This is a genomic window from uncultured Pseudokineococcus sp., assembly GCF_947495735.1.
Lineage (GTDB): Bacteria > Actinomycetota > Actinomycetes > Actinomycetales > Quadrisphaeraceae > Pseudokineococcus.
In genome coordinates, this window is sequence record NZ_CANMAA010000003.1 from 14,339 (window position 1) to 40,263 (window position 25,925).

20 protein-coding genes are annotated in these 25,925 nt (G+C 76.9%); 4 read left to right on the forward strand and 16 right to left on the reverse strand.

From position 1 onward, the window contains the following. Positions 1–39: 39 nt before the first annotated feature. The 3 genes from Q0848_RS05415 to Q0848_RS05425 all read right to left on the reverse strand — a co-directional run bounded on the left by Q0848_RS05415 (position 40) and on the right by Q0848_RS05425 (position 2,587). On the reverse strand, positions 40–456 hold the full coding sequence (locus tag Q0848_RS05415) for a VOC family protein (RefSeq protein WP_299035834.1): 417 nt from the start codon (positions 454–456) through the stop codon (positions 40–42). Between the two features lie 170 nt (positions 457–626). Next, a complete protein-coding gene (locus Q0848_RS05420; RefSeq protein WP_299035836.1) occupies positions 627–1,310 on the reverse strand; it encodes a response regulator transcription factor in 684 nt (227 codons plus the stop codon). 83 nt (positions 1,311–1,393) lie between these two features. After that, positions 1,394–2,587 carry a cell wall metabolism sensor histidine kinase WalK gene (locus Q0848_RS05425; protein ID WP_299035838.1) on the reverse strand — a complete coding sequence of 398 codons (1,194 nt, stop codon included), beginning with the start codon at positions 2,585–2,587 and terminating at the stop codon, positions 1,394–1,396. Between the two features lie 122 nt (positions 2,588–2,709). Between Q0848_RS05425 and phoU the strand changes: the two genes are divergently transcribed. After that, on the forward strand, positions 2,710–3,384 hold the full coding sequence (phoU, locus tag Q0848_RS05430) for a phosphate signaling complex protein PhoU (RefSeq protein ID WP_299035840.1): 675 nt from the start codon (positions 2,710–2,712) through the stop codon (positions 3,382–3,384). 103 nt (positions 3,385–3,487) lie between these two features. Here the strand turns inward: phoU and Q0848_RS05435 are convergent, their stop codons facing one another. Both Q0848_RS05435 and mshA read right to left on the reverse strand, forming a co-directional pair. After that, positions 3,488–4,243, reverse strand: a complete 756-nt coding sequence (locus Q0848_RS05435; protein ID WP_299035842.1) for a phosphoglyceromutase — start codon at positions 4,241–4,243, stop codon at positions 3,488–3,490. A 162-nt stretch (positions 4,244–4,405) separates the two neighbouring features. Further along, a complete protein-coding gene (mshA, locus tag Q0848_RS05440) occupies positions 4,406–5,740 on the reverse strand; it encodes a D-inositol-3-phosphate glycosyltransferase (RefSeq protein WP_299035844.1) in 1,335 nt (444 codons plus the stop codon). A gap of 300 nt (positions 5,741–6,040) precedes the next feature. On the opposite strand from mshA, the gene Q0848_RS05445 reads away from it, so the two are divergent. Beyond that, the gene (locus Q0848_RS05445) at positions 6,041–6,919 is read left to right on the forward strand and encodes a class I SAM-dependent methyltransferase (protein WP_299035846.1); all 879 of its coding nucleotides are present in this window, start codon (positions 6,041–6,043) and stop codon (positions 6,917–6,919) included. A 291-nt stretch (positions 6,920–7,210) separates the two neighbouring features. On the opposite strand, the gene Q0848_RS05450 is transcribed toward Q0848_RS05445, so the two are convergent. The 4 genes from Q0848_RS05450 to Q0848_RS05465 all read right to left on the reverse strand — a co-directional run bounded on the left by Q0848_RS05450 (position 7,211) and on the right by Q0848_RS05465 (position 11,837). After that, positions 7,211–9,754: an HNH endonuclease signature motif containing protein gene (locus tag Q0848_RS05450; protein WP_299035848.1), complete on the reverse strand. Its 2,544-nt coding sequence runs from the start codon at positions 9,752–9,754 to the stop codon at positions 7,211–7,213. A 232-nt stretch (positions 9,755–9,986) separates the two neighbouring features. Beyond that, the gene (locus Q0848_RS05455; RefSeq protein WP_299035850.1) at positions 9,987–10,331 is read right to left on the reverse strand and encodes a DUF2516 family protein; all 345 of its coding nucleotides are present in this window, start codon (positions 10,329–10,331) and stop codon (positions 9,987–9,989) included. Between the two features lie 34 nt (positions 10,332–10,365). Further along, positions 10,366–10,803 (reverse strand): D-aminoacyl-tRNA deacylase, encoded by a 438-nt coding sequence (gene dtd / locus Q0848_RS05460; RefSeq protein WP_299035852.1) that lies wholly within the window; start codon positions 10,801–10,803, stop codon positions 10,366–10,368. Further along, on the reverse strand, positions 10,800–11,837 hold the full coding sequence (locus Q0848_RS05465; RefSeq protein WP_299035854.1) for an asparaginase: 1,038 nt from the start codon (positions 11,835–11,837) through the stop codon (positions 10,800–10,802). The genes dtd and Q0848_RS05465 overlap by 4 nt, the downstream gene beginning before the upstream one ends. A gap of 354 nt (positions 11,838–12,191) precedes the next feature. Here Q0848_RS05465 and Q0848_RS05470 point away from each other — a divergent pair, with 354 nt between their 5' ends. Beyond that, positions 12,192–14,216 (forward strand): CocE/NonD family hydrolase, encoded by a 2,025-nt coding sequence (locus Q0848_RS05470; protein WP_299035856.1) that lies wholly within the window; start codon positions 12,192–12,194, stop codon positions 14,214–14,216. A gap of 46 nt (positions 14,217–14,262) precedes the next feature. After that, positions 14,263–15,075, forward strand: coding sequence for an MOSC domain-containing protein (locus tag Q0848_RS05475; RefSeq protein WP_299035858.1), 813 nt, complete (start codon positions 14,263–14,265; stop codon positions 15,073–15,075). A gap of 103 nt (positions 15,076–15,178) precedes the next feature. Here Q0848_RS05475 and hrpA read toward each other — a convergent pair whose 3' ends face one another. The 7 genes from hrpA to ftsH form a co-directional block, all read right to left on the reverse strand. Beyond that, a complete protein-coding gene (gene hrpA / locus Q0848_RS05480; RefSeq protein ID WP_299035860.1) occupies positions 15,179–19,561 on the reverse strand; it encodes an ATP-dependent RNA helicase HrpA in 4,383 nt (1,460 codons plus the stop codon). Positions 19,562–19,909: 348 nt separating this feature from the next. Further along, a complete protein-coding gene (locus Q0848_RS05485; RefSeq protein ID WP_299035862.1) occupies positions 19,910–20,551 on the reverse strand; it encodes a HEPN domain-containing protein in 642 nt (213 codons plus the stop codon). Positions 20,552–20,677: 126 nt separating this feature from the next. Further along, positions 20,678–21,160, reverse strand: a complete 483-nt coding sequence (locus tag Q0848_RS05490) for a DUF3180 domain-containing protein (RefSeq protein WP_299035864.1) — start codon at positions 21,158–21,160, stop codon at positions 20,678–20,680. Beyond that, positions 21,157–22,158: a dihydroneopterin aldolase gene (folB, locus tag Q0848_RS05495; protein WP_299035865.1), complete on the reverse strand. Its 1,002-nt coding sequence runs from the start codon at positions 22,156–22,158 to the stop codon at positions 21,157–21,159. Before folB ends, Q0848_RS05490 begins: the two co-directional genes overlap by 4 nt. Further along, positions 22,155–22,970: a dihydropteroate synthase gene (folP, locus tag Q0848_RS05500; protein ID WP_366146448.1), complete on the reverse strand. Its 816-nt coding sequence runs from the start codon at positions 22,968–22,970 to the stop codon at positions 22,155–22,157. The genes folB and folP overlap by 4 nt, the downstream gene beginning before the upstream one ends. Positions 22,971–23,074: 104 nt before the next feature. Beyond that, positions 23,075–23,683, reverse strand: a complete 609-nt coding sequence (gene folE, locus Q0848_RS05505; RefSeq protein ID WP_366146449.1) for a GTP cyclohydrolase I FolE — start codon at positions 23,681–23,683, stop codon at positions 23,075–23,077. 41 nt (positions 23,684–23,724) lie between these two features. Continuing rightward, positions 23,725–25,806, reverse strand: coding sequence for an ATP-dependent zinc metalloprotease FtsH (ftsH, locus tag Q0848_RS05510; RefSeq protein WP_299035872.1), 2,082 nt, complete (start codon positions 25,804–25,806; stop codon positions 23,725–23,727). Positions 25,807–25,925: the final 119 nt, after the last annotated feature.

Below are 25,925 nucleotides of genomic sequence, written 5' to 3' on the forward strand. Positions count from 1 at the left end.
CCGACGGGGCGGGCGCCGCTGCTGCGTCCGGCCGACGCCTCAGCCGCCGGCGCCCGCTCCGGCGACGTCGACCATCCAGCTCACGCCCCAGCGGTCCCGGCACGAGCCGAAGAGGCTCCCCCACGGCGAGGGCGCCAGCGGGTGCTCGACCTCGCCGCCCTCGGACAGCACCTCCCACGCCCGGCGCAGCGCCGCCTCGTCGTCGCCCGACAGGCACGCGGAGCCGGCGGGCGGCGACCCGGCGCCCGGCGGCACGTCCGAGACCATCAGCAGACCGCCGAGCTCGGTCCGCAGGGCCGCGTTCGCCACCAGGTCGGCCAGCTGGGCGTCGTCCATCCCGATGTCGCCGTAGCTGGTGACCTCCGGCTCGCCGCCGCCCAGGGCGCGGCGGTAGGCGTCCAGCGCCTCGCGCGCGCTGCCGCGCGGGTGCAGGTAGGGGCACATCTCGACGGTCATGGCGCTCTCCTCCTCGTGGGCCGACCTCCGGCCCCGCACCCTTCGACCGCCGGGGGGCCGCGTCCTCATCGGTGGCGGGCGCGTCCTCATCGGTGGGCGCGGCCGCTCGTCGGGGGGGGGCTCGCCGCTCAGCCTCCACGCGCGCGCCCCGGGCCCGGGAGCTCGCCGGCTCAGCCCTCGAGCTTGTACCCCAGGCCCCGGACCGTGACCAGGCGCTGCGGGGAGGCCGGGTCCTCCTCGATCTTGGCGCGCAGCCGCTTGACGTGGACGTCGAGGGTCTTGGTGTCCCCCACGTAGTCGGCGCCCCACACGCGGTCGATCAGCTGACCCCGCGTGAGCACCCGGCCCGCGTTGCGCATCAGCACCTCGAGGAGCTCGAACTCCTTGAGCGGCAGGGCGATCGGCGCGCCGTCCAGGGTGACGACGTGCCGCTCGACGTCCATGCGCACGGGGCCCGCGGCGAGCGCGCCGGGGTCCTCGTGCTCGTCGACGTCGCCGCCGCGCCGCAGCACGGCCCGGATGCGGGCGAGCAGCTCGCGCGAGGAGTACGGCTTGGTGACGTAGTCGTCGGCGCCCAGCTCCAGCCCGACGACGACGTCGACCTCGCTCTCCTTGGCCGTCACCATGATCACCGGGACGGTGCTGCGGGTGCGGATCTGGCGGCACACCTCGGTCCCGGGCAGCCCCGGGAGCATCAGGTCGAGCAGCACGAGGTCGGCGCCGCCGCGGTCGAACTCGGCCAGCGCCGAGGGGCCGTCGGCGGCCACGGCGACGTCGTAGCCCTCGCGGCCGAGCTGGTAGGCGAGCGGGTCGCTGAGCGACTCCTCGTCCTCGACGAGCAGGATGCGGGTCACGCGGGGGTCCTCCCGGTCGGGCGCCGCCGGGGGCGGCGCGGGGTGCAGGGGCCGTCGGCGCGGGGCCGCCGCGGCGGTGGGCGTCAGGGAGTGCGCTGGGCCTCCTCGGCCCGTCGCAGCGGCAGTCGCAGCGTGAACGTGGAGCCCTCCCCCGGGCTGCTCCACACGGCCACCTCGCCGCCGTGGGTGGCGGCGACGTGCTTGACGATCGACAGGCCGAGGCCGGTGCCCCCCGTGGCCCGCGAGCGCGCCGGGTCCAGCCGGTAGAAGCGCTCGAAGACGCGGCCGACCTCGGACTCCGGGATGCCGATGCCCTGGTCGCTGACCACGACCTCGACGCGCTCGTCGACCACGGAGACGACCACGGCGACGCGGGTGCCGGCGTCGGAGTAGGACACGCCGTTGTCGACGAGGTTGCGCACCGCCGTGACGACCAGCTCGCGGTCCCCCCACACCTCGGCCGGCCCGCTCCCGTGGCGGGAGGGGTCCGAGCCCTCGCCGGAGAGCTGGGTCGTGATGCGCACGCCCCTGCCCTCGGCGACGAGCCGGGTGCGGTCGACGGCCTCCAGGACGGCCTCGTCGACGTCCACCGGCACCGGCTGGTGGCGGACGTCGGCGTCCTGGAGACGCGAGAGCTGGACGATCTCCTGCACCAGCGCGGACAGGCGCTGGGACTCGCGGGTCATGCGCTGGGCGAAGCGGCGCACCGTCGCCGGGTCCTCGGCGGCCTGGTCCATCGTCTCGGCGAGCAGCGCGATGGCGGCGACCGGCGTCTTCAGCTCGTGGCTGACGTTGGCGACGAAGTCGCGGCGGACCTCCTCGAGGCGCTTCGCCTGCGTGCGGTCCTCGACGAGGACCAGGACGTGCAGCGAGCCCAGGGGCGCCACCCGCACGCCCACCACGAGCACTCCCGCGCCGTCGGCGCCGGGCGGCACGAACGGGCCGCGCGGCAGGGCCATCTCCGCGTCGCGGATCTCCCCGTCCCGGCGCACCCGGGTGACCATGTCCGCCAGCTCCGGGTGCACGAGCTCGCGGTCGCGCACCAGGCCGAAGGCGTGGGCGGCGGCGCTCGCCCGCACGACCGCGTCGGCGACGTCGACCACCACGACGGCCGAGGAGAGCACCGCGAGGACGTCGGCGGCCCCGGCCGGCAGGTCGTCCTCCGGCGGGGGCATCGGCTCGGGCCGGCGCTCGCTCCACCGCGAGGCGAGGACGCCGACGACGCCCACCAGGACTCCCAGGAGGCCCGCGAGCGCCACCGTCCAGGAGCCGTCCACGGGTGGAAGCGTAGGGCTGGCGCCCGGCTCGGCCAGCGCTCCGCGCGGTGGGCACCGGCAGGTCGCCCCGTGTTCACCGACGGGGTCGACGCCGTTCATCCGCCGGTGACAGGCTCTCCCGCATGCGAGAGGTCTTCCACGACGAGCTGCGGTCCCTGGCCGAGCAGCTCACCCAGATGAGCGGGCTCGTCAGCGCCGCGATGGCCAACGCCACGCAGGCGCTCCTGGAGGGCGACCTGGCCCTGGCGGAGAGCGTGATCAGCGCCGACGCCCAGATCGACGCCCAGCAGCGCCACCTCGACGACCGCGCCGTGGCCCTCCTGGCGCGCGAGTCCCCGGTGGCCACCGACCTGCGCGTCGTCGTCTCGGCACTGCGCATGTCCACCTCGATCGAGCGGATGGGCGACCTGGCGCGCCACGTCGCTAGCCAGGCGCGGCTGCGCCACCCCCACCCGGTGGTGCCGGACTCGCTGGTGCCGACGATCACCGCGATGGGCGAGGCGGCCGCGAGCATCGCCATGACGGCCGGCACCGTGATCGTCACGCGCGACCTGGAGCTCGCCGCCCAGGTCGAGCGCGACGACGACCGCCTCGACGAGCTGCACCGGTCGGTGTTCGCCGCGATGCAGGCCGCGGAGTGGCAGGAGTCGGCCGAGCGCACCATCGACATGACGCTCTGCAGCCGCTACTACGAGCGCTTCGGCGACCACGCCGTGTCCGTCGTCCGCCGCGTCGGCTTCCTCGTGACCGGCGAGTGGATGAAGCCCGTCCACCCGGTCCAGTCCGTCGCCGGCTGACGAGCTCCGCTCCTCGCGCGCCGGAGGGCCCGCACCGCTGCTGCGGTGCGGGCCCTCCGGCGTCTCGCCCCGACGGCGCGGGGTCAACGGTGGACGGGGTGCGTCAGCGCCCGCGCCCCTGCGCGGCCACGGCGGCCGCCGCCTCGGCCGCGGCGTCCGGGTCCAGGTAGCGGCCGCCGGGGGTCACCGGGGACAGCTGCTCGTCGAGCTCGTACAGCAGCGGGATCCCGGTGGGGATGTTCAGGCCCGCGATGTCGTCGTCGCTGATCCCGTCGAGGTGCTTGACCAGGGCGCGCAGGGAGTTGCCGTGCGCGGCCACGAGGACCGTCTTCCCCCCGCGGAGGTCCGGGACGATCGCGCTGTCCCAGTACGGGAGCATCCGCGCGACGACGTCCTGCAGGCACTCGGTGGCCGGCATGTCGTCGCCGAGGTCGGCGTAGCGCGGGTCGCCGGCCTGGCTGAACTCGTCGCCCGCCTCGATCTCCGGCGGCGGCGTGCTGTACGAGCGGCGCCAGAGCATGAACTGCTCCTCGCCGTAGGTCTGGAGCGTCTGCGCCTTGTCCTTGCCCTGGAGCGCGCCGTAGTGGCGCTCGTTGAGGCGCCAGGAGCGGGTGGCGGGGATCCAGTGCCGGTCGGCGGCGTCGAGGGCGAGGTTCGCGGTGGTGATGGCCCGGCGCAGCAGCGAGGTGTGCACGAGGTCGGGCAGCAGCCCCTCGGCGGCCATGAGCTCGCCGCCGCGGCGGGCCTCCGCCTGCCCCTTCTCCGACAGGGGCACGTCGACCCAGCCGGTGAAGAGGTTCTTCGCGTTCCACTCGCTCTCGCCGTGGCGGAGCAGGACCAGGGTCATCGTGCTGGACATGCTCGCCAGCGTAGGGGCGCCGGGCGGGCGGGGCGCGGAGCCGGGCTCGGGGGCACGCTTCGGGAGAGGGCCCCGAGAGCCGGCCTCGGGGCAGGCTCCAGGAGCAGGGCCCCGAGAGCCGGCCTCAGGGGCACGCCCGAGAGCAGGCCTCGGGAGCAGGCCTCAGGAGCAGGCGGCCCTCACCGGCGGCCTGTCCTCCCCGCGCACGCCCCGCCCGGCGGCGGCGCGCGCGTACACCTCCTGCGTGCGCCGGGCGGTGGCGGCCCAGCTGAAGCCCGCGGCGTGGGTGGACGCGGCCTCGCCGAGGACCCGACGGCGGGGCTCGTCGTCCAGCAGGGCCCCGAGCGCGTCGGCCCAGCGGCCGGGGTCGGCATCCTCGACGAGCAGCCCCGTGCGCCCGTCGGCGACGGCCGTGCGCAGGCCCCCGGTGGCCGTGGCGACGACCGGGGTGCCGCAGGCCTGGGCCTCCAGGGCGACGAGGCCGAAGGACTCCGTCCTCGAGGGGACCGCGACGACGTCGGCCGCGCGGTACCAGCGGGCGAGCTCCGGCGCGGGCTGCGGGTCGAGGAGGCGGACGACGTCGCGGTGGCCGGCGCGGCCCGCGAGGCCGAGGCGGCCGGCCAGGGCGCGCAGGTCCTCGCGGGCCCGCTGGCCCGTGCCCCGGCCGGACGGGCCGCCGACGACGGCGACCACGAGGGAGCCGCGGAGGGCGCCGTCCGGGCGACGCGCGAGCAGCTCCGCCGCCGCGCGCAGCAGCACGTCGGGGCCCTTGAGCGGCTGCAGCCGGCCGGCGAAGAGCAGCACCCGGTCCTCCGGCCGCAGGCCGAGCGCGGCGCGCTCGCCCCCCTCGACCGGGCTCGGGGAGAACGCCGAGAGGTCCACGCCCGGCGGCACGACGGCGACGCGCGCCGGGTCCGCGCCGTACAGCTCGACGAGCTCGCGCGCCTCGTCGGCCGTGCTCGCGACGAGGCCGTCGGACGCCGCCACCACGGCGCGCTCCCCGCTCACGCGCACCTGCGGCTCCCGGGCCTGGCCGGGGCCCCGGTGCAGGTCCTTGACCAGGGCCATGGTGTGCATGCTGTGCACCAGGGGCGCGTGCCAGGCCGCGGCGAGGCGCCGTCCCACCTGGCCGGAGAGCCAGTAGTGCGAGTGGACGACGTCGTAGCCGCCGTCGGCAGCGGCGTCGGCGACGAGGTGGTCGGCCATGGCCCCCACCAGCCCCGGCAGCTCCTCCTTCTCGACCTCGCGCAGCGGACCCGCCGGCACGTGGCGCACCCGGACACCGGCCTCCACGGGCACCACGGGAGGCTGGTCGGGCGCCGTGGCGCGGGTGAGGAGGTCGACCTGGTCCCCGCGCGCGGCCAGGGCGCGGGCCAGCCCGACCACGTAGGTGTTGAGCCCGCCGGCGTCGCCGGTGCCGGCCTGCGCGAGCGGGGAGGTGTGCGCCGAGACCAGCGCGACCCGACGGGGCCCTCGCCGGGAGCGCGCGACGTCCACGCGGGCGAACCTACGCCCTGGCGCGGGCCTCGGCGGCACGCGCTCCTCCGCGCACCGCACCGCGGTCGTCGCGCGGGAGGGGCCGCGCGGACGAGGACCGGACCGGAGGAGGAGCAGGAGCGGGAGTGGGCGCGCGGGAGTGGCGCGCGGGCGCGGGTGCCGGTGCCGCTGCCGGTGCCGGTGCCGCTGCCGGTGCCGGTGCCGGTGCCGGAGAGAGCGCGAGAGCGCGAGAGCGCGAGAGCGGAAATGGGCGCGGGAGCGGGCGCGGGTGCACCCACGGACGGGCGGGAGGATGGGCACGTGCCCGCGCCGTCCTCCGCCGCTGTGCCGGCCGGTGCCCTGCGGCGTGGCCGGGGGGCGGGCGCGCCGCTGGGGGTCGCGACGCGCGGCACGACGGGCGTGGACCGGCTGCGCCGGACGGACCGCTGGCTCGCCGGCCCCGGCGCAGGGGCGCTGCGGGCGGCCGAGGACCCGCTCGTCGTGGACCTCGGGTTCGGCGCCTCCCCGGTCACCACGCTGCACCTGGCGAGGGCCCTGCGCCGCGTGCGGCCGGACGTCGAGGTGCTCGGCCTCGAGATCGACCCCGCGCGAGCGGCGCGCGCGACCGAGGTCGTCAGCGCCCTGGCGCCCGAGCAGCGCCGGGGGGTGGCCTTCGGCGTCGGGGGCTTCGAGCTCGGCGGGCCGGCTGCCGGCCGGCGCCCCGTCCTCGTGCGGGCCGCCAACGTGCTGCGCCAGTACGACGTCGCGGACGTGCCCGCGGCGTGGGGCGCCGTCGGCGAGCGCCTGGCGCCCGGGGGCCTGCTGCTCGACGTGACGTGCGACGAGCTGGGACGGCGCGCCGGCTGGGCCGTCGTCGAGCGGTCCGGGCCGCAGCAGCTCGTGCTGTCCGTCCGGCTCGCCGACCTGGGGCGGCCCTCGGAGGTCGCCGAGCGGCTCCCGAAGGCGCTGATCCACGCGAACGTGCCCGGGCAGCCGGTGCACGCGCTGCTGACGGCGCTCGACGCCGCGTGGGACCGCGCCGCACCGCTGGCGCCCTGGGGACCGCGCCAGCGCTGGCTCGCCTCCTGCCGCGGGCTCCGCGACGACGGCTGGCCCGTCCTGGACCGAGCCCCCGCCGGAGGGCCCCGCCGATGGCGCCTGGGCGAGGTGGCCGTGCGGTGGTCGGCCGTCGCCGGGTGACCCCGGCGGCCCCGGTCGACCTGGGCCCAGAGGCCCGAGAGCGCTCAAGGGCCCGAGAGCGCTCAGGGGCCCGAGAGCTCGAGAGCGCCCAGGGGCCCGAGAGCTCGAGAGCGCTCAGGGGCCCGAGAGCTCGAGAGCGCCCAGGGGCCCGAGAGCTCGAGAGCGCCCAGGGGCCCGAGAGCTCGAGAGCGCCCAGGGGCCCGAGAGCTCGAGAACGCCCAGGGGCCCGAAGAGACCCGGATGGCTCGAGCACCCCCGCGGAGCCTCGCCCCGGCACTCCGCGACCACCGCTCAGAAGGGCGGCGGGTCGTCGTCCGGTCCGGGCGCCCTCGTCGGTGCACCGCGCGACCTCGACGCCGGCGTCTTCGGCGCGCGGGGCCCGACCCCGGCGAGCGTGCGAGCGCGGCCGGCGTCGTCGCGCGCGTCGTCGTGGAGCGGGTAGGTCTCCGGCACCTGCGAGGTCGGCGGCCACGTCCCTGCCGCTCCTGCCGACCCGCGCACCGGGAGGTCGGCGGGCACCACGCCCCCGACGAACGCCTCGTCCGCCGCCGTCACCGTCTCGCCGAGGGCGACGACGGCTGGCAGGAACGGCTGGCCGGGGACGGTGACGACCTGGCCCAGCGGTGACCTCCACCGGGCGCTGGTGTCGCGGGGATCGGGACCGGCGGCCTCCACGCGCCACCCGAAGCGGTGCTTGGCCAGGTGGTGGCGCCGGCACAGCGGGGCCAGGTTGCACGGGCAGGTCGGCCCCTGCGGCCAGGCGGTGCGGTGGTCGAGGTCGCAGCGCGTGGCCGGGACCCGGCACCCCGGTGCGCTGCACCGCGGTGAGCGCGCGCGCACGAACCGCGCCAGCGCGACGCCGGGGACGTAGCGGCCACCGCCAGCGGCGGCCACCCGGCACTGCGCCCACTCACCGGGCTCCGCGCGGGTCCGCGTCGCTGGCTCGACCATCCGGGATCGGCCGTCCACCCCTGGCCCTTCGCCCGTGTCCGCGCCCCGCTCCACGAGCACGTGTCGGATCGGGTCCCGCTCGACGACCGCGTGCCGGCCAGCGTCTCGAGGCACGTCCCCGTGCTGATCTGCGCCCCGGTCCACGACCGCGCGCCGGCCTGCGCCCCGCTCGGCATCCGCGCCCGCACCTGTGCCTGAGCCCCGGTCCGCACTGGCGCCCGGGGCGCGGTGGACGTCCGCGTCCAGGTCTCGTGCCGCGGGCGACTCGGCGCCCTGCGACGCGGCGTCCTGCGACGCGGCGACCTGCGACGCGGCGTGGACCTCCCGCGCGCAGGGCGGCACGACGAGGCCACCGCACCGCGCGGCCACGCCTCCGGATGGCCCAGGAGGCTCAGCCGGTCCGCTGCTGCCCGGGACGCCCGCGAGAGCGGGTCCAGAGTCGAGCCCACCACCCAGCCCGGGCCCATCAGCCAGCCCGGGCCCATCAGCCAGCCCGGGCCCATCACCCGTCCCGGGACGCCCACGCGGGGCAGGCCCACGGCCCCGACCAGGCCCGCCCGGGGCAGGCCCACCACCCGGTCCGGGCCCGCCCGGGCCGGGCCCGCCCGGGCCGGAGCCACCGGGCCCCCCGTCCTCGGGCGCCCCGTCTCCCTCGACCGGTGGCAGGGGGCCCGGAGCCATCAGATGCCCGTCCACCCCGAGAAGCTGCCCGGTGAACGGGTGGGTGAGGACCCTCCGGAAGGGGTGCTCGACCAGCACCTGGCGGACCACCTCCACGGGCACCGGCCCCACCCCCGCGACCTGCGCGGGCTCGGCGTCCAGCCCCAGCACGCTGGTCAGCGCCACGAGCACCTGCGGACCCGTCGGGCGGGGCCACCTGCTGGCCCCACCCGCACCGCCGTCGGGCCCCCCGGCTCCCTCGCCGACGCCCAGGTCACGACCGCTCACGAGGTCGACCAGGGCGTCGAAGCGCCGCGCTCCCATCCCGCGCCGGTCCGCCAGCCCGGCCCCGGGGTCAGCCGCCGACCCGGCGGCCCCCTCGGGCCGGTCGGTCCGGGCGGGCTGGTCCGTCCCAGCGGCCTGGGGGTCGACCCCGGCGACGAAGGCGGCGTGCGGGTCCGTGCGCCCACCCGGGCGCGTGCGGTCCCGCGCCAGCCCCGTCAGCCGGTCGAACACCACCGCGAGGTCCAGGGCCGGACCCACGGCCGACAGCTGGGCCACACCGTCCTCGAGCGCCACCAGGCGCACCTGGCGATCGCAGACCGCCCGGCGCGCCCTCGTGCGCACCGCGCCCGCGTCCACCACCGCGACCACGTGCCGCACCCGCGCCCTCAGCTGCCCCGCTGTCAGCTCGGCCATCTCCGGCGCCAGCACCGCCTCGACGCGCGCCGCCGCCACCGGACCCAGCACCGCCGTCTGCTCCGCCACCACCCGCGCGCGGCCGTCGTCGATGCGGCCCGTCTCCAGCGCGGCCAGCGTCACCGGCAACCGCGTGCACAGGGCCACCGCCTGGTCCACCAGACGCTGCGCCGCCATCCCCGAGACCCGCAGGCGCAGCGCCACCTCCGCGGCTGCGGCGTCCTCCGCGTGACCCATCGGCCCCCCGCTGCCCCGCGGGCCCGGCTCTCCCTCGCCGACGACGTCGGGCAGACCCTCCAGCTCGCCCACGAGCTCCGCGACCGCCCGCAGCTGCGCCGCCCGCAGCGACGACATGCGCGCCCCCAGCGCCCCGACCCGCTCCACCAGCTCCGCCGCACGGCGCCGCCCCACCGGCAGGAGCGTCTCCGCCGCAGGGCTCTGCTGGTCCGCGTGCGAGCGGGCCGACGAGGACGACGACCCCGCCCACCCCTCGGTGGGCGACCACGACGAGCTCCCGACGCCCACCTCGCCCCCTCTCGCTCGAACGTCTGTTCGGTCGAGGAGACGCTACGAGACGGGCGCGGGACGCCACGGCCGTCGTCAGCACCTGTGGACAGCGCCGCACCGGGCCGGGGTTGTGGGCACCGCCCGGACTCGGTCCGCGGCGGTCGACCGGGAGTGCAGCACGACGCTCGGAGCGACAGGGGCGTCCGCCCCCGGGCCCCAGCCCGCGCGGACCCGCGTCAGCGGTGGCGCGTCACCAGCCGGTCGGGCCGGACCCGCTGCCGCGGCGCCCGCCGCCGACGGAGCGCAGCGCCGGGCGCACGTCGGCCAGGTAGATGCCGGCCGCCACGACGGGCAGCAGGACGAGGAAGCCGAAACCGCCACCGCCGCCGGCCAGGCGGCCCAGGAGGTCGGCGAGCATGAGCAGGAAGGCGACCGCGGTGATGCCGACCCACGCGGGCTTCGAGAGCTTGCCCGCGGCCTGGTAGGCGCCGGCGGGGTGGCGGACGGCGTCGGCCACCGCCACGACGGTCAGGACGAACGCCGCGAGGCTGAGGAGGAAGAAGATCCCGTACTGCGCTGCAGCGATGGCGCCCATGGTCGGAGCCTAGACGCCGCTCCCCCGCGGGCCCTCAGACGTCGAGCACCAGGGTGACGGGCCCGTCGTTCACCAGCTCGACCGCCATGTCGGCGCCGAAACGGCCGGTCGCCACCTCCAGGCCGCGCTCGCGCAGGCCCGCGACCACCGCGTCGACGAGCGGCTCCGCGACGTCGCCCGGCGCCGCCGCGGACCAGCTGGGACGGCGCCCCTTGCGGGTGTCCCCCTGCAGCGTGAACTGGCTGACGACGAGGACCGGCGCACCGGCGTCCACGGCGGAGCGGTCGCCGCGCAGCACCCGCAGCTCGGCGGTCTTGCGCACGAGCGCGGCCGCCTGCTCGGGGCCGTCGTCGCGGGCCACGCCCACGAGCAGGACCAGGCCCTGCCCGCCCGCGGGCGGCTCCACGGCGCCGACCACCTCGCCGTCGACGACGACCGACGCCCGGGTGACGCGCTGCAGGACGGCCCTCACGGCCGCTGCGCCGCCGGCTCGTCGGACTCCGGCCCGCCGCGCAGGGGCACCTCCACGCCGCGGACCTCGCCGACGGGCTCGCCGTGCCCGAGGACCGGTGCGCTGGACTGCTCCTCGACGACCGCGGCCTCGACCCCGAGCGCTCGCAGGGCCGCCGCCATGACCACCGGGCGCGCCCGGTCGCCGCCGTCGAGGATCTTCAGCGCCACCGCGCGCCCGTCCGGCAGCGCGGCGGCGTAGACGGCCTCGGCGCCGTCCTTGGCCACGAGGCCGGGGACGCCCCGCAGCAGCGCCGTCACGTCGCGGCGAGTGCCGCCCACCCACAGCGGGAAGTCGCGCACGGCGCCCGCGAGGGCGTGCTCGGGCGTCCCCGCGCCGGCCGTCGCGAGACGCGAGAAGGCCCGCGCCAGACCGGAGAGCGGGACGGCGGGCAGCGGGGTGCCGCAGCCGTCGGTCGTCAGGTGGTCCTCGACGTCGGCCGCGCTCGCACCGGTCGTCTCGCGCACGGCCTCCAGGACGGCTCGCTGCAGCGGGTGGCGCGGGTCGAGGTAGTCCTCGAGGGACCACCCGGCCTCCACGCAGGTGGCGAGCATGGCCGCGTGCTTGCCGGAGCAGTTCTGCGCCAGGCGCTCCGGCGCGCGGCCCTCGGCCTGCCACCGGGCGCGCAGCTCGACGTCGAAGGGGAGGTCCGGGGTGTTGCGCAGGGCGCCCTCGTCCAGGCCCACGGACTCCAGCACGCGCCGGGCGCCCCGCAGGTGGAAGTCCTCGCCGCTGTGGCTCGCGGTCGCGAGCGCCAGCAGGTCCCCGCCCAGGCGCAGCCCGGAGCGCAGCATCGCCAGCGCCTGCACGGGCTTGAGCGAGGAGCGCGGCAGCACGAGCGCGTCGGGGTCGCCCAGGCCGCCGAGCACCGCGCCGTCGGCGCCGACGAGCACGACGTGGCCGAGGTGGGCGGACTCCACGACGCCCCCGCGCCGGAGGAGGGCGATCGGGACGGCGCCCGCCAGGGGGCCGGGGGCGGAGGTCGTCGTCGTCACCTCGCGAGGGTAGGACGCGCCCGCCCGGCGCGGCACGGGTGCGCCCGGCGCCCGCCCGCCCCCGGACCCGGCTCCCGCCCCCGGACCCGGCTCCCGCCCCCGGACCCGGCTCCCGCCCCCGGACCCGGTTCCCGTCCCCGGACCAGCCCAAGACCCGGCCCCACCCGCACCCGGTCCTCGTCCTCGGTCCTCGGTCCTCGGTCCTCGGTCCTCGGGCCGGTCCACCCCAGATGCCCGGTAGACCCTGGTGCGGCCCGGTTCGCCCTGGGAGAGTGCCGCCGACCGGCGCGGGTCCCGCGCTCGTCCCTCCGCCGGCGACCGCCGCGGGGGCGACCGATCCCCTGGAGCCCGCCCGTGCCAGCACGTCCGCCCCTCGCTCGCACCGCCTGGGCCGCCGCAGCCCTCGTGGCACCGCTGCTGGTCGTCCCCGCCTCTGCCGGCGCCGCCACCGCTCCGGTCCCGACCGCACCGGCGCCGGCTGCCCCCGCTCCTGCTGCTCCGGCCCCGACTGCCCCCGCCCCCGCTGCTCCGGCCCCCGCTGCTCCGGCCCCCGCGCCGTCGGCGCCCGTCGTCGCGGACGGCCTCACGCAGCCGGTCTTCGACTACGAGGGCGCGGTCCGCGAGAGCGTCCGCGTCGAGGCCCCCGACGCCGACGGCGACGGGCAGCCGGACCTCGTGGTGGCCGACATCATCCGGCCCGCCGAGCTCGACGCCGACGTCCCGGTGATCATGGACGCGAGCCCGTACCACCTCTGCTGCGGGCGCGGCCTGGAGTCCCAGCGCAAGACCTACGACGCCGACGGGCAGCCGGTGGACTTCCCGCTCTTCTACGACAACTACTTCGTGCCGCGGGGCTACGCCTACGTCGCCGTGGACATGGCCGGCACCGGCCGGTCCACCGGCTGCACCGACGTCGGCGGCCGCTCCGACGTCGACTCGGTCGCCGCCGTCGTGGAGTGGCTCGCGGGCGAGGGCACGGCCTACGACGCGGACGGTGAGGTCGTCGAGGCCTCGTGGAGCGCCGGGCGCACGGGCATGATCGGCAAGTCCTACGACGGCACGCTCGCCACCGGCGTCGCCGCGGCCGGCACGACCGGCCTGGAGACGATCGTGCCGATCGCCGCCATCAGCAGCTGGTACGACTACACGCGCGCCGGGGACCTGCCCTTCTCCACCGGCTACCTGCCCTACCTCGGGCGCTACGTCTCGCAGCAGCGCACCGAGCCGGTCGACTGCGCCGCCTCCCTCACCCAGCTCGGCGTCGAGGCCGACGACGCGAGCGGCACCTACAACGACGTGTGGGCCGAGCGCGACTACCGCGAGGGCGGCGAGCGCGCCGACGGCCCCTACGACGCCTCGAAGATCGAGGCGAGCGTCTTCGTCGTGCACGGCCTGCAGGACGACAACGTCAAGATGCGGCACTTCTCCGAGCTCTGGGACGAGCTCGTCGAGCACGACGTCGAGCGCAGGCTGTGGCTCATCCGCTCCGGGCACACCGACCCCTTCGACTCCGACCGGCAGGAGTGGGTCCGCGAGCTGCACCGCTGGTTCGACGCCGAGCTGATGGACGTCGACAACGGCATCGGCGACGAGCCGTCGGTCCGCGTCGAGACCCGTCCGGGCGAGATCCGCCGCTCCGACTCCTGGCCGGTGCCGACCCGCACCGTGCGCCTGCAGCCGCAGGGCGACGGGACGCTCGCCCCGGCCCGCCGCACGCAGGGGGACGTCGTGGTCACGAGCGACCCGCGCCAGCGCGAGGCGGCCGCCGTCACCCTGCCGGTGGACGGGGCCGCCAACCCGCACCGGCTGCTGTGGACCAGCGGCGAGCTGCGCGAGGACGTGCGGATCTCGGGGACGCCGCGGGTGGACCTGGAGGTCGCGCACGGGGCGGCCACCGGCCAGGTCGGCGTCATGCTGGTCGACTACGGCGCGGCCGACCGCGTGCTGACGACCGGCGGCGGCGTCCGCGCGCTCGAGACCCGCTCCTGCTGGGGCGAGGGCGTGCCGGCCGACACCGGCTGCTTCCTCGACGCCGAGGTGCTCGTCGGCGAGACCCCGCTGCAGGTGCTCGCCCGCGGGGCGCTGCGCCTGCCCGGTGCGGGCACGCACGAGGTGAGCGTCGAGATGCAGTCGCAGGACGTCGTCGTGCCCGCCGGCCACCGCATCGGGCTCGTCGTCGTCGGCGCCTACCCCGGCTGGGTGACCACCGTCGACGGCGGCAGCACGTCGTACTCGGTCGACCTCGCGCGCACCGCGCTGCACCTGCCCGTCCAGGGCCGTGCCGCCTTCCTCGGCGGCGCCCGCGCCGCCGTGCCCGCCGCCGACGAGCTCGTCGCCGGCACGCTCCCGCGGCTCGGGGAGCGCCAGGTCCCGCAGTGACCGGGTGAGCGCACCGGCGTCCCCGCGCCACGGCTAGCGTCGTGGCGTGGGGACGCCGCAGGTCGTCGGGCGCGTGCAGCGCCTCGGGCTGACACCGCTCAAGGGCGCCGCGCACGTCCACCCCGAACGGGTGGAGCTCGACCGCTCCGGACCGGTCGGGGACCGCGGGTGGTGCCTGCTGGAGCGCGACGACGCCGGGGACTGGGTCGTCGCCCGGACCGTCCGCACCCCGGCGCTGCTGCGGGTGCGCGCCACGGCCCCGGCGGGCGGGGGCCTGGACCTGGAGCTGCCCGCAGCACGGCTGCACGTCCCCGAGCCGGCGTCCCCGGCGCCGGCGCCTCCGCTGGTCGCCGACTACTGGGGTCGGCCGGCCCCCGTCGCCCCCGTCCCGGGGCCGTGGGACGACGCCCTCTCCGGCCTCGTCGGGCGGCCCGTCGTGCTGGCGCGCGTCCTGCGCCCCGGCGCGGTCGTCTACGCCGACCCCCTGGTGCTGCTGACCACCTCGTCGCTGCGCGAGCTCTCCCGCCGCACCGGGCACCCCCTGGACGACGAGCGCTTCCGCTCGCTCGTGCTCGTGGGCACCGGCGCGGCCGAGCCCTTCGTGGAGGACTCCTGGCACGGGCGGGTGCTGCGCGTCGGCGCCGCCCGGGTCGCCGTCGGCGCCGGGGTGGCCCGGTGCGCCGTCGTCCAGCGGACGCCGGGGACCGGTGACCGGGCGCCGGACGACCTCCTCGGCGCGCTCGCGGCCGACCGGGCCGTCGAGGGCCCCGCGGGGCGCGAGCTGCTCCTCGGGGTCGGGGCCCGGGTGCTCGACCCGGGGACGGTCGCCGTGGGCGACGACGTCGTCCTCGAGCCCTGAGCCCCTGACCTCCTGACCCGCAGCCCTTCGAGCACTGACGCCTGGAGCCCTCGAGCCCGGGCCGGGAACGGCACGGGCCCGCGCGGCACGGAGCCGGAGCGGCTCAGACCTCGACGCGCGCCAGCGCCGCGAGGGCGCGCGTGATGCGCTGGGGCGAGACGGACCCGCGGGTGGGGAGGCCCTGGGCGAAGAGGCTCACCCGCAGCTCCTCGAGCATCCAGCGGACCTCGCGGACGTCGTCGTCCTCCCGGCGCACGGCCGGCAGGGCGGCCACGGCGGCCTCGACCTCGGCGGCGGAGCGCTGGACCACGCCGGTGCGGTCGCGGTCGCGGGCGGCGTCGGCGGGCAGCGCGGCGACGCGGCGCAGCGCCCCCTGCAGGTAGCGCTGCAGGTCCGGGAGCCGGTCGAGCCCGGCGGCCGTGACCATCCGCGGGTGGACGAGGCCGGCGAGCTGGCCGCGCAGGTCCTCGAGCGCCGGCCGCACGGCGAGGGCCCGCAGGCCCGCCCCCGCGCCGGAGGCGAGCGCTTCGAGGCGCGCCTCCAGCTCGGCGGCGCTGCGCAGCACGCGGATGACGACCCCGACCGCCTCGGGCACGAGGGCGGGGCCCTCCCGGCGCGCCCGCTCGCGCAGGGCGTCGTGGCCCTCCGGGTCCGTCGGCGGGCCGCCGGCCCGGCGGACGAGGTCGACGAGCACCGCCTCCCAGACGTCGTCCAGCAGCGCCGCCGTGCTGCCGTGGGGGCTGCGGGCCAGGGTCAGCAGCTCGGTGTTCGACAGCCGCTGCACGACGTCGCGGCCGGGGACGGGCAGCTCCAGGCGCAGCAGCCGCAGCGTCCCCGCCCGCTGGGCGACGCGCGCCTCGCCCGCCGTCGGGTAGACGCGGACGGCGACGGCGTCGCCCTCGTCCGTGAGCGCCGGGTACCCGGCCACGCCCGCCGTCGAGACCTCCTCCGGCAGAGCGCCGCTCGCGAAGGCCTCGGTCGCGTCGCGCGCCCCGCCGCGCTCGAGGTCGGACGCGGCCGCGGACACCGCCCGGCGCACGTCGTCGGTGAGCTCTGCGCGCAGGGCGAGGAGGTCGCGCCCCGCCCCCAGCACCCGTCCGGAGCCGGGGTCGTCCGCGTCGTCGGCGACGACGAAGCGCACCCGCAGGTGCTCGGGCAGCGAGCCCGGGTCCCAGTCGCCCAGGGGCACCGGAGTCCCCGTGAGGCGCTCCAGCTCGCGCGAGAGCACCTCGAGGACAGGGCCGTCCGCGGGGCCCGCGACGGCGAGCACCGCCTCGGCGCGGTCCGGCGCGGGGGCGAGGTGGCGGCGCACCGCCTTGGGCAGACCGCGGACGAGCGCGGTCACGAGCTCGTGGCGCAGCCCCGGCACCTGCCAGGCGAAGGGCTCGGGGTCGAGCTGGGCCAGTGCCCGCAGCGGCACGTGCACGGTCGCGCCGTCGTCCTCCTCCCCCGGGGCGAAGCGGTAGGACACGCGCAGGTCCAGCTCCCCCGCGCGCCAGGTGAGCGGGTAGTCGTCCACCTGGACGCCGGCGGCCGCGTCGGCCAGCAGGGCCGCCGGGTCGAAGGTGAGCAGGTCGGGCCGCCGCCGGCGCTCGGCCTTCCACCACTGGTCGAAGTGCGCCCCGGAGACCACGTCGGCCGGCAGGCGCTCGTCGTAGAAGGTGACGAGGGCCTCCTCGTCGACGACCAGCCCGCGTGTGCGAGTCCGGTGCTCGAGGTCCTCCGCCTCCTCGAGCAGCGCGCGGTTCTCCGCGAGGAAGCGGTGGTGGCTCACCCAGTCGCCCTCCACGAGGGCGTGGCGGATGAACAGGTCGCGGCTGGTCACCGGGTCGATGCGGCCGTAGGCGACCGTCCGGTCGGCCACGAGCGGGAGGCCGTGCAGGAGCACCCGCTCCCGGGCGACCACCGAGCCGCGCTTCTTGGACCAGTGCGGCTCGGAGTACGTGCGCTTGACCAGGTGCCCGGCCAGCGCCTCGACCCACTCCGGCTGGATGGCCGCGACGCCGCGCGCCCACAGCCGCGAGGTCTCCACCAGCTCGGCGGCCATCACCCACGCGGGGGGCTTGCGGGCGAGCACCGACCCCGGCCAGAGGGCGAAGCGGGCCCCCCGGGCCCCGAGGTACTCCACCCCGCGGCCGCCGCGCGCGGGGCGCTCGTCGCGCCCCTGCCGCTGGGCCTGGTCCCGGCCGCGCGCGGCGTCGCTCTTGCGCTCGTCGCGCATGCCGATGCTGGACAGGAAGCCGGCGAGCACGCTGGCGTGCACGCGGTCGGCGTCCACCTGCTGCTCGCTGCCGGGCAGGACGTCCTCGCCCGCGGCGTCGTCGTCCGCCTCGGCGAGGGTGTCGGCGGAGTCACCGGCCTCGTCGCCGTCCACGGGCGCCTCGTCGGGGGTGACGACAGCGCTGCTGGAGGCGTCGACGCCGAGGGAGCGCGTCAGCGAGCGCAGCTGGCGGTGCACGTCCTGCCACTCGCGCACGCGCAGCCACGAGAGGAACTCCCGCTTGCACATCCGGCGGAAGGCGCTGCTGGACAGCGTCTCCTGCTGGGCGTGCACGTAGCGCCACAGCGCGAGCAGGGTCAGCAGGTCCGAGCGCTCGTCCCGGAAGCGCGCGTGCGCGGCGTCGGCGGCCTGCTGGTGCTCGGCCGGGCGCTCGCGCGGGTCCTGCACCGACAGGGCCGCGGCGATGACGAGCACCTCGGCGACGCAGCTGTTGCGGTCGGCCTCCAGCACCATGCGCGCCAGGCGCGGGTCGAGCGGCAGCTTCGCCAGGCGGCGCCCGACCGGGGTCAGGCGCAGCTGGCGGGACTCGGCCGGGCCCCGATCCGTGGTCCGGTCGGTGCCCCGGTCGCGTCCGCCGTCCTCGCCGACCCGCTCGGCCTCGCCCGTCTCGAGGGCGCCGAGCTCGGTGAGCAGCGCGAGCCCGTCCGCCACCTGGCGGCGGTCCGGCGGGTCCACGAAGGGGAAGTCCTCGACGCGGCCGAGGCCGAGGGCCGCCATCTGCAGGATCACCGAGGCCAGCGACGTCCGCAGGACCTCCGGGTCGGTGAAGCGCGGCCGGGACTCGTAGTCGGACTCGCTGTAGAGGCGGATCGCGACGCCCTCGGCCACGCGCCCGCAGCGCCCCGAGCGCTGGTTCGCGCTCGCCTGGCTGACCGGCTCGACGGGCAGCCGCTGCACCTTCAGGCGCGCGCTGTAGCGGGAGACGCGCGCGAGGCCGGCGTCGACCACGTAGCGGATGCCCGGCACCGTGAGCGAGGTCTCGGCGACGTTGGTGGACAGCACCACCCGCCGCTGCACGCCGGGGGCGTGCGCGGAGAAGACGCGGTGCTGGTCGGCACCCGACAGCCGCGCGTACAGCGGCAGCACCTCGGTGCCGCGCAGCTGCATGCGCGCGACGGCGTCGGTGGTCTCCCGGATCTCCCGCTCGCCTGGCAGGAAGACCAGCACGTCACCGGGCCCTGTCGCGGCCAGCTCGCGGACGGCGTCGCAGATCGCCTCGACCGGCTCGCGGGCGGCCCGCGCCGGGGCAGCGCCACCGGAGGACGGGGCGTCGTCGTCCTCGTCCTCGTCGTCCTCCGCGTCCTCGACGAGCGGCCGGTAGCGGACCTCCACGGGGAAGGTGCGCCCCGAGACCTCGATGACCGGCACCTCGCCGGCGACGTCGGCGAAGTGGTCGGCGAAGCGCCGCGGGTCGATCGTCGCCGAGGTGATGATCAGCTTGAGGTCGGGACGCCGGGGCAGCAGCCGGTGGAGGATGCCGAGCAGGAAGTCGATGTTCAGCGACCGCTCGTGCGCCTCGTCGATGATGACCGTGTCGTAGCGCGAGAGCAGCGGGTCCCGCTGCACCTCGGCCAGCAGGATGCCGTCGGTGACGACGGAGACGAGCGTGCGGTCGCTCACGCGATCGGTGAAGCGGACGGCGTAGCCGACCTGCTCCCCCATCAGCACGGCCAGCTCCTCGGCGACGCGCTCGGCGACGGCGCGGGCGGCGATCCGCCGCGGCTGGGTGTGGCCGATCATCCCGCGGGCGCCGCGGCCGAGCTCGAGGCAGATCTTGGGCAGCTGCGTCGTCTTGCCCGAGCCGGTCTCGCCGGCGACCACGACGACCTGGTGGTCGCGGATGGCGGCGGCGATCTCCTCGCGCGCACCCGAGACGGGCAGCTCGGGCGGGTAGGAGACGGCCGGCACGGACTCGCGGCGGGTGACGAGCCGGGCCCGCGCGGCCTCGACCTCGGGCTCGAGGCGGTCCAGGGCCGGGCCGCGCTCGGGGCCGGGACGGCGCAGCGCGCCGTCGATCCGTCGGTCCAGGCGCTGGCCGTCGGCGACGCCCACCTCGGCGAGCGCCTGGCGGAGCGCGGCGCTCTGCGGGGTGTCCTGCGGCGGCTGGCCGTTCTGGTTGCCGCCGGGACGGCGAGGGCCACGGCGGGGGCCGCGTCGGGCGGAGGTGCGCTGGTCGGCCATGTCGTCGTCCAGGGTAGGCCTCATCAGCACGCGGACGGTCTCGGCTGGCGGCGCGCGAGACCCGCCGAGCGCCATGATGCCTCCCGCGTGACGCTTGAGTCATCACGTGCGGACGACGGTCACCTCGACGACGACCTCGGGGCCGAGCTCCAGCGGCGGGCCCGCGAGCGGAGCACCTCCTTTGAGGAGGTGCTCAACGGGGCTCTGCGGGCGGGGCTGCACTCCTCGAACGGCACGACGGCGACCCGCTGCGCTGAACGACGGCCTGCGCCGACTCCGGGCGCCACCTGGAGATGTCCCTGCTCCTAGCCTCGAAGACAACGAGGCGTCGCGGCCGACGGGGCGCCTTCGGCACTGCTGCGCGAAGCACCGTTACCACGGGCGCGTGCCAGTCACCGCCTCGAGATGTTGCGCGATAGACAGGTCCAACCTGCGGACGACCCCGTCGAAGAAGACGAGCCAGCTCTCCACGCCGATCTTGGTGAGCCGGCCAGATGTTTTTCCCTTGTGCACGATCTCACCACGGATCTCGTGGACGAACTCGTCGATGTTCTCCCGGACCTTGGCGTTGCCCGTGCCCTGCCACGACAGTTCGTGTAGGCCACTCTCTAGACCGAGAGCGAGGTCGAACAGTCGCTCCGCGTTCTGCACGTTCGGCGTGTTCAACTTGCCGACGTCCTTCTCCACGGTGCGCCGGGCCTCAAGCTGCCAACCGGACCCCGCGAGTGCCCAAGGGTCCCTCAGGTCGCCGAGCGCCTGCCGCAGACGTCGGTGCAACCGAGAGTGGTCGTCGCCGCACGCGAGCAGGACGACGTCAAGGCCCTCGACCGCCACCTGCTCGACGTAATTTTCCCATGCGGTGTGCAGCAGCACGACTGCGGACCTCAGCAGCGGACCGGTGTCGCCCGGCGGCCTCCCCGGCGTCCCGCTGCTCGAAGGATGCAGGGTGAGGAGGTTCTTCACGTCATCCAGTAGCAGCTGGTAGACGTCGGACTGCGCACGCGAGGTCGCCACAGCCGGACGTTAGTGCTGCCCGAAGCCACACGCACCACTTCTCGGCCTACCACGCCGGTTTTCAGCCACGACTTGTCGGTGGCTCCCGCAAATCCTGGACCGGCGGTCGCCCCCTCATCAGAGTTCTCAGGGGTTCAACTGCCCCGCTCCACCAGGCGGCAGGTCGTCGTCGTCCTCGGGCAGGCGGCACCAGCGCTCGACGACGAGGCCGGCGACCAGCAGGAGCGCCGAGGCGCCCGCGGCGACGATCAGGCTGGTCACCGACTGGCGGGGCAGCGGGAGGGCGACGTCGGGCAGCAGGTGCGCCACCTGGCCGAGGTACCAGCCCAGGAGCGCGGCCCCCGCGAGCGCCGACGCCTGCCCCAGGACGGCGGTGCGGGCCGCGCGCAGCGGGTCGAGCCGCCGGTCGCGGTGGCCCCGGTTCCACCGCCGCACGGGCCAGCCGAGCACGAGCACGACGACCGCGAGGAGCAGCACCGCGGCGACGGCCGTCCAGGGCAGCTGCGTCAGGCTCAGCCCCAGCATCTCGAGCGGGCCGACGAGGGCGAAGCCCACGACCGCCGCCGCGAGCGCGACCCCGACGGGCGTGGTCCAGCGGGTGGGGGTCACCGCGAGCCCTCTCCGGCACCGGGCACGGCGAGGGGGACGTCCTCGCGGACGACCACCGCCGCGGCAGGGTCGGCGGCGACGAGCTCGGAGGCCAGGTCGGCCACCGGGCCGCCCCCGGGGCCGACGAGGTGCGCCCCCGGGTCGACCAGCGCCCACGGCCGCAGGACGAAGGCGCGCTGGTGCGCGCGCGGGTGCGGCAGCAGGAGCCGCTCGTCATCGCGCGCGAGGGCTCCGCCCAGGTCGACGACGTCGACGTCCAGCGTGCGCGGCCCCCACCGCTCGCGGCGCACGCGACCGTGGCCGGCCTCGACGCGCTGGCAGGCGGCGAGCAGGTCCAGGGGCGCCAGCGTCGTCGTCCCGACCACGACGGCGTTGAGGAAGGGCTGCTGCTCGGGGTCGGGCGACTCGGCCGCCTCCGTGCCGGGCAGGCGCACGGGTGCCGACTCCACGACCGGCGAGACGCCGGTGAGCACGAGGCCGGGGACGCGGGCCAGCGCGGCGACGGCCGAGCGCAGCACCTCGGCGCGGTCCCCGAGGTCGGAGCCGAGCGCCAGCACCACGGGGGTCCCAGCCCCGGCACCACCCGGCCCTGCGGCCCGGCCCGCGCGCGCGGAGGTCCGGCGCACCCGCACCACGACGTCGTCGAACACCAGCGGGATGGGCGCCTGCGGCTTGTGCACCGCCACCTCGACCGCGAGCACGCGCTCGCGCGCGAGGACGACGTCGGCCACGCGCTGCGCGAGGCGCTCCAGCAGGGCGACGGGCTCCCCCGCGACGACGGCGGCCACCTCCTCGGCCACCTCGCCGTAGTGGACGGTGTCGAGGACGTCGTCGCTCGCCGCGGCCGCGCGGGTGTCCACCTCGAGCGCCAGGTCGACGACGAACTCCTGCCCCAGCTCGCGCTCGGCCGCCAGCACGCCGTGGCGCCCGCGCACGCGCAGCCCGCGCAGCTCGATGCGGTCGGTGACCACCGGCGGCGGAGCGTCCGGGGTGCTCACGCGCTCGCCCTCTGACGGCGGGCGGCGGCCACCCTCGCGGCCACGCGCACCGCGTCGGCGCTGGGGCGCACGTCGTGGACCCGCACGCACCAGGCGCCCGCCGCCGCCGCCAGCGCGGTGACGGCGGTCGTGGCGTCGTCGCGCTCGCCGGCGGGCCGGGGCGCGCCGGCCGGGTCCGCGAGCAGCGCGCCGAGCATCCCCTTGCGCGAGGCCCCCACGAGCACGGGGAGACCCAGCTCCACCAGCGCGTCCAGGTGCGCCAGCAGCGCCCAGCCCTGGTCGGCCGTCTTGGCGAAGCCGAGGCCCGGGTCGACGGCCAGCAGGTCCTCGCGGACCCCCGCGGCGACCAGCGCCTCCACGCGCCGGGCGAGGGCGTCGCGGACGTCGGCCACGACGTCGTCGTACTCGGCGAGGTCGGCCATGACGTCGCTGTGCCCGCGCCAGTGCATGACCACGCACGGCGCGCCGCGCTCGGCGAGCAGCGCCGCCGTGCCGGGGTCGGCGAGCCCGCCGCTGACGTCGTTGACGAGCGCCGCCCCGGCGTCCAGGGCCGCCGCCGCGGTGGACGCCCGCATGGTGTCGACGCTCACGGCGACGCCCTCGGCGGCCAGCGCCCGGACGACCGGGACCACCCGGCGGGCCTCCTCCGCGGCGTCCACGCGCGCGGCGCCGGGCCGGGTGGACTCCCCGCCGACGTCCACGAGGTCGGCACCGGCGGCGACCATCGCCAGGCCGTGCCGGACGGCGGCCGCGGGGTCGAGCCACGCGCCGCCGTCGCTGAAGGAGTCCGGCGTGGTGTTGAGCACGCCCATGACGAGGGTGCGGCCCGCCGGCGGACCCGTGAGCCCCGGCACCACCGGGGGCTCCGGCACCACCGTCGGCTCCGGCGCCGACCCGCGGGCGCCCACGGCGGCGCTCACCGGCCGTGGATGAGCGAGAGGGCCTCCGCGCGGGTGGCCGGGTCGCGCAGCTGGCCCCGCATCGCCGAGGTGATCGTGCGCGCCCCCGCCTTGCGGACGCCGCGCATCGACATGCACAGGTGCTCGCACTCGACGACGACGATGACGCCGCGCGGCTGCAGGTGCTCCACGAGCGCGTCGGCCACCTGCGTCGTCAGGCGCTCCTGCACCTGCGGGCGGCGGGCGAAGACGTCGACGAGCCGCGCGAGCTTGCTCAGCCCGGTGATGCGCCCGTCGGCCGCCGGCACGTAGCCCACGTGCGCGACCCCGTGGAAGGGCACCAGGTGGTGCTCGCACAGCGAGTAGACCTCGATGTCGCGCACGAGCACGAGCTCGTCGTGGCCGAGGTCGAAGGACGTGGACAGGACGTCGGCGGGGTCCTCGCGCAGGCCGCCCAGCACCTCGGCGTACATGCGCGCGACGCGCCCGGGGGTGTCCTGGAGGCCGTCGCGCTCCGGGTCCTCCCCCACCGCGGCGAGCAGCTCGCGCACCGCGGCCTCGGCGCGGGGGGCGTCGAAGGGGCGCGTGGAGGGGTCGGTCAGCGCGCTCGTCTCGAGCCGCCCGATCCGCGTGGGAGCACCGGGCTCCACGTCGCCCCCTCCTCCGCTCAGCCCCTGCCCCCGGGGTCGACCTGGCCGCCCTCGGGCACCTCGCCGATCCCCTGGACGGGGTGCTCGGGGCGGGCGCCCGCGGCCTGGTCCTGCGGCGCCGGGGCGCGGTGGCCGTTCGCCCCGACCGGCGAGCTGCCGTGCGCCGAGCCGTTCAGGCGACGCCGCTCGGCCGGGCTCAGCACCGGGGGCTGGTCGGAGACGTGGCGGCGCTCGCTGGAGAGCCACACCGGGCGCAGGGGCCGCTTGGCCACCTCGGCGAAGACCTCGCCCAGCTCCTCGCGGTCGAGCGTCTCCTTCTCGAGCAGGCGGCGCACGAGCTCGTCCAGGACGGGACGGTGCTCGACGATGACCTCCCAGGCCTCGTCGTGCGCGGCCTCGATGAGCCGGCGGACCTCCTCGTCGACGATCGAGGCCAGGCTCTCGCCGTAGCCGCGCTCGTGGCCCATGTCGCGGCCCATGAAGGGCTGGCCGCCGCCGGAGCCGAGCTTGATCGCGCCCACGCGCTCGCTCATGCCGTACTCGGTGACCATCTTGCGGGCCATCCCGGTGGCCTTCTCGATGTCGTTGCTCGCGCCCGTGGTGGGGTCGTGGAAGACCATCTCCTCGGCCACGCGGCCGCCCAGCGCGTACGCGAGCTGGTCGAGCAGCTCGTTGCGCGTGGTCGAGTACTTGTCCTCCGACGGCATCACCATCGTGTAGCCCAGCGCCCGGCCGCGCGGGAGGATCGTCACCTTCGTCACCGGGTCGGTGTGCCGCATGGCGGCGGCCACCAGCGCGTGCCCGCCCTCGTGGTAGGCGGTGATCTTCTTCTCGGACTCGTTCATGAGCCGCGTGCGCTTCTGCGGGCCGGCGATGACGCGGTCGATGGCCTCGTCGAGGGCGGCGCTGTCGATGACCTTCGCGTGCGTGCGCGCCGTGAGCAGGGCCGCCTCGTTGAGCACGTTGGCGAGGTCGGCGCCGCTGAAGCCGGGGGTGCGGCGGGCGACGGCCATGAGGTCGACGTCGGCCGCGAGGGGCTTGCCCTGGCCGTGGACCTTGAGGATCTGCTCGCGGCCCTTCATGTCGGGCGGCTCGACGGAGATCTGGCGGTCGAAGCGGCCGGGGCGCAGCAGAGCCGGGTCGAGGATGTCGGGGCGGTTCGTGGCCGCGATGAGGATGACGTTGGTCTTGACGTCGAACCCGTCCATCTCGACGAGCAGCTGGTTGAGCGTCTGCTCGCGCTCGTCGTGGCCGCCGCCCGTGCCGGCGCCGCGGTGGCGGCCGACGGCGTCGATCTCGTCGACGAAGATGATGGCCGGCGCGTTGTTCTTCGCCTGCTCGAACAGGTCGCGCACGCGGCTGGCGCCGACGCCGACGAACATCTCGACGAAGTCCGAGCCCGAGATGGAGAAGAAGGGGACGCCCGCCTCCCCCGCGACGGCGCGGGCGAGCAGCGTCTTGCCGGTGCCGGGCGAGCCGTAGAGCAGCACGCCCTTGGGGATCTTGGCCCCGACCTCCTGGAAGCGGGTCGGGTCGGCGAGGAAGTCCTTGATCTCCTCGAGCTCCTCGACGGCCTCGTCGGAGCCGGCGACGTCCGCGAAGGTCACCTTCGGGGTCTCCTTGGAGACCATCTTCGCCTTGGACTTGCCGAACTGGGCGATGCGGCTGCCGCCGCCCTGCATCCGCGAGAGCACGAACCAGAAGATGGCGACCAGGATGATCAGGGGCAGCAGCGTCGAGAGCAGCGAGCCGAGGAAGGACTGCTGCGGCACCTCGTCGTCGACCGTGGCGATCTGCGCGTCGTCGATCGCCTGCACGACCTCGTCGCCGCGCGGCTCGACGTAGTAGAACTCGACCTTGCGGGTCTCGGTGTCGTCCTCGCCGACCGCCGTGGCCTCCGAGAGGCCGAGCTCGACGCGCTGGGCGCCGTCGACCAGCTGGGCGTTGTCCACGGCACCGCTGGCGATGATCTCCAGACCCTCCGACGTGCTCACCTTGGTAGGAGCGCCGGGGTTCAGGAACTGGCTGGCCAGGAGCAGGATGAGCAGCGCGAGGACGACCCAGAGGATCGGCCCGCGAGCGAGTCGCTTCAGATTCATCGGTGTGCGAGGGGCTCGCGCCCCGTCCCTCCTGGTCGCAGAAGCCGTGGATCGACGGTACACCGGGGCCTGCGGGGCCCTCCCCGTCCGGGTGTCGCAGGGCCGCAGTGCTCCGGCAC

Excerpts from the sequence above, each read along its gene's own strand:
- Q0848_RS05415 (WP_299035834.1), bottom strand. The coding sequence starts at position 456 with ATGACCGTCGAGATGTGCCCCTACCTGCACCCGCGCGGCAGCGCGCGC.
- phoU (WP_299035840.1), top strand. The coding sequence starts at position 2,710 with ATGCGAGAGGTCTTCCACGACGAGCTGCGGTCCCTGGCCGAGCAGCTC.
- Q0848_RS05435 (WP_299035842.1), bottom strand. The coding sequence starts at position 4,243 with ATGTCCAGCACGATGACCCTGGTCCTGCTCCGCCACGGCGAGAGCGAG.
- Q0848_RS05455 (WP_299035850.1), bottom strand. The coding sequence starts at position 10,331 with ATGGGCGCCATCGCTGCAGCGCAGTACGGGATCTTCTTCCTCCTCAGC.
- hrpA (WP_299035860.1), bottom strand. The coding sequence starts at position 19,561 with ATGAGGCCTACCCTGGACGACGACATGGCCGACCAGCGCACCTCCGCC.
- folP (WP_366146448.1), bottom strand. The coding sequence starts at position 22,970 with ATGGGCGTGCTCAACACCACGCCGGACTCCTTCAGCGACGGCGGCGCG.
- ftsH (WP_299035872.1), bottom strand. The coding sequence starts at position 25,806 with ATGAATCTGAAGCGACTCGCTCGCGGGCCGATCCTCTGGGTCGTCCTC.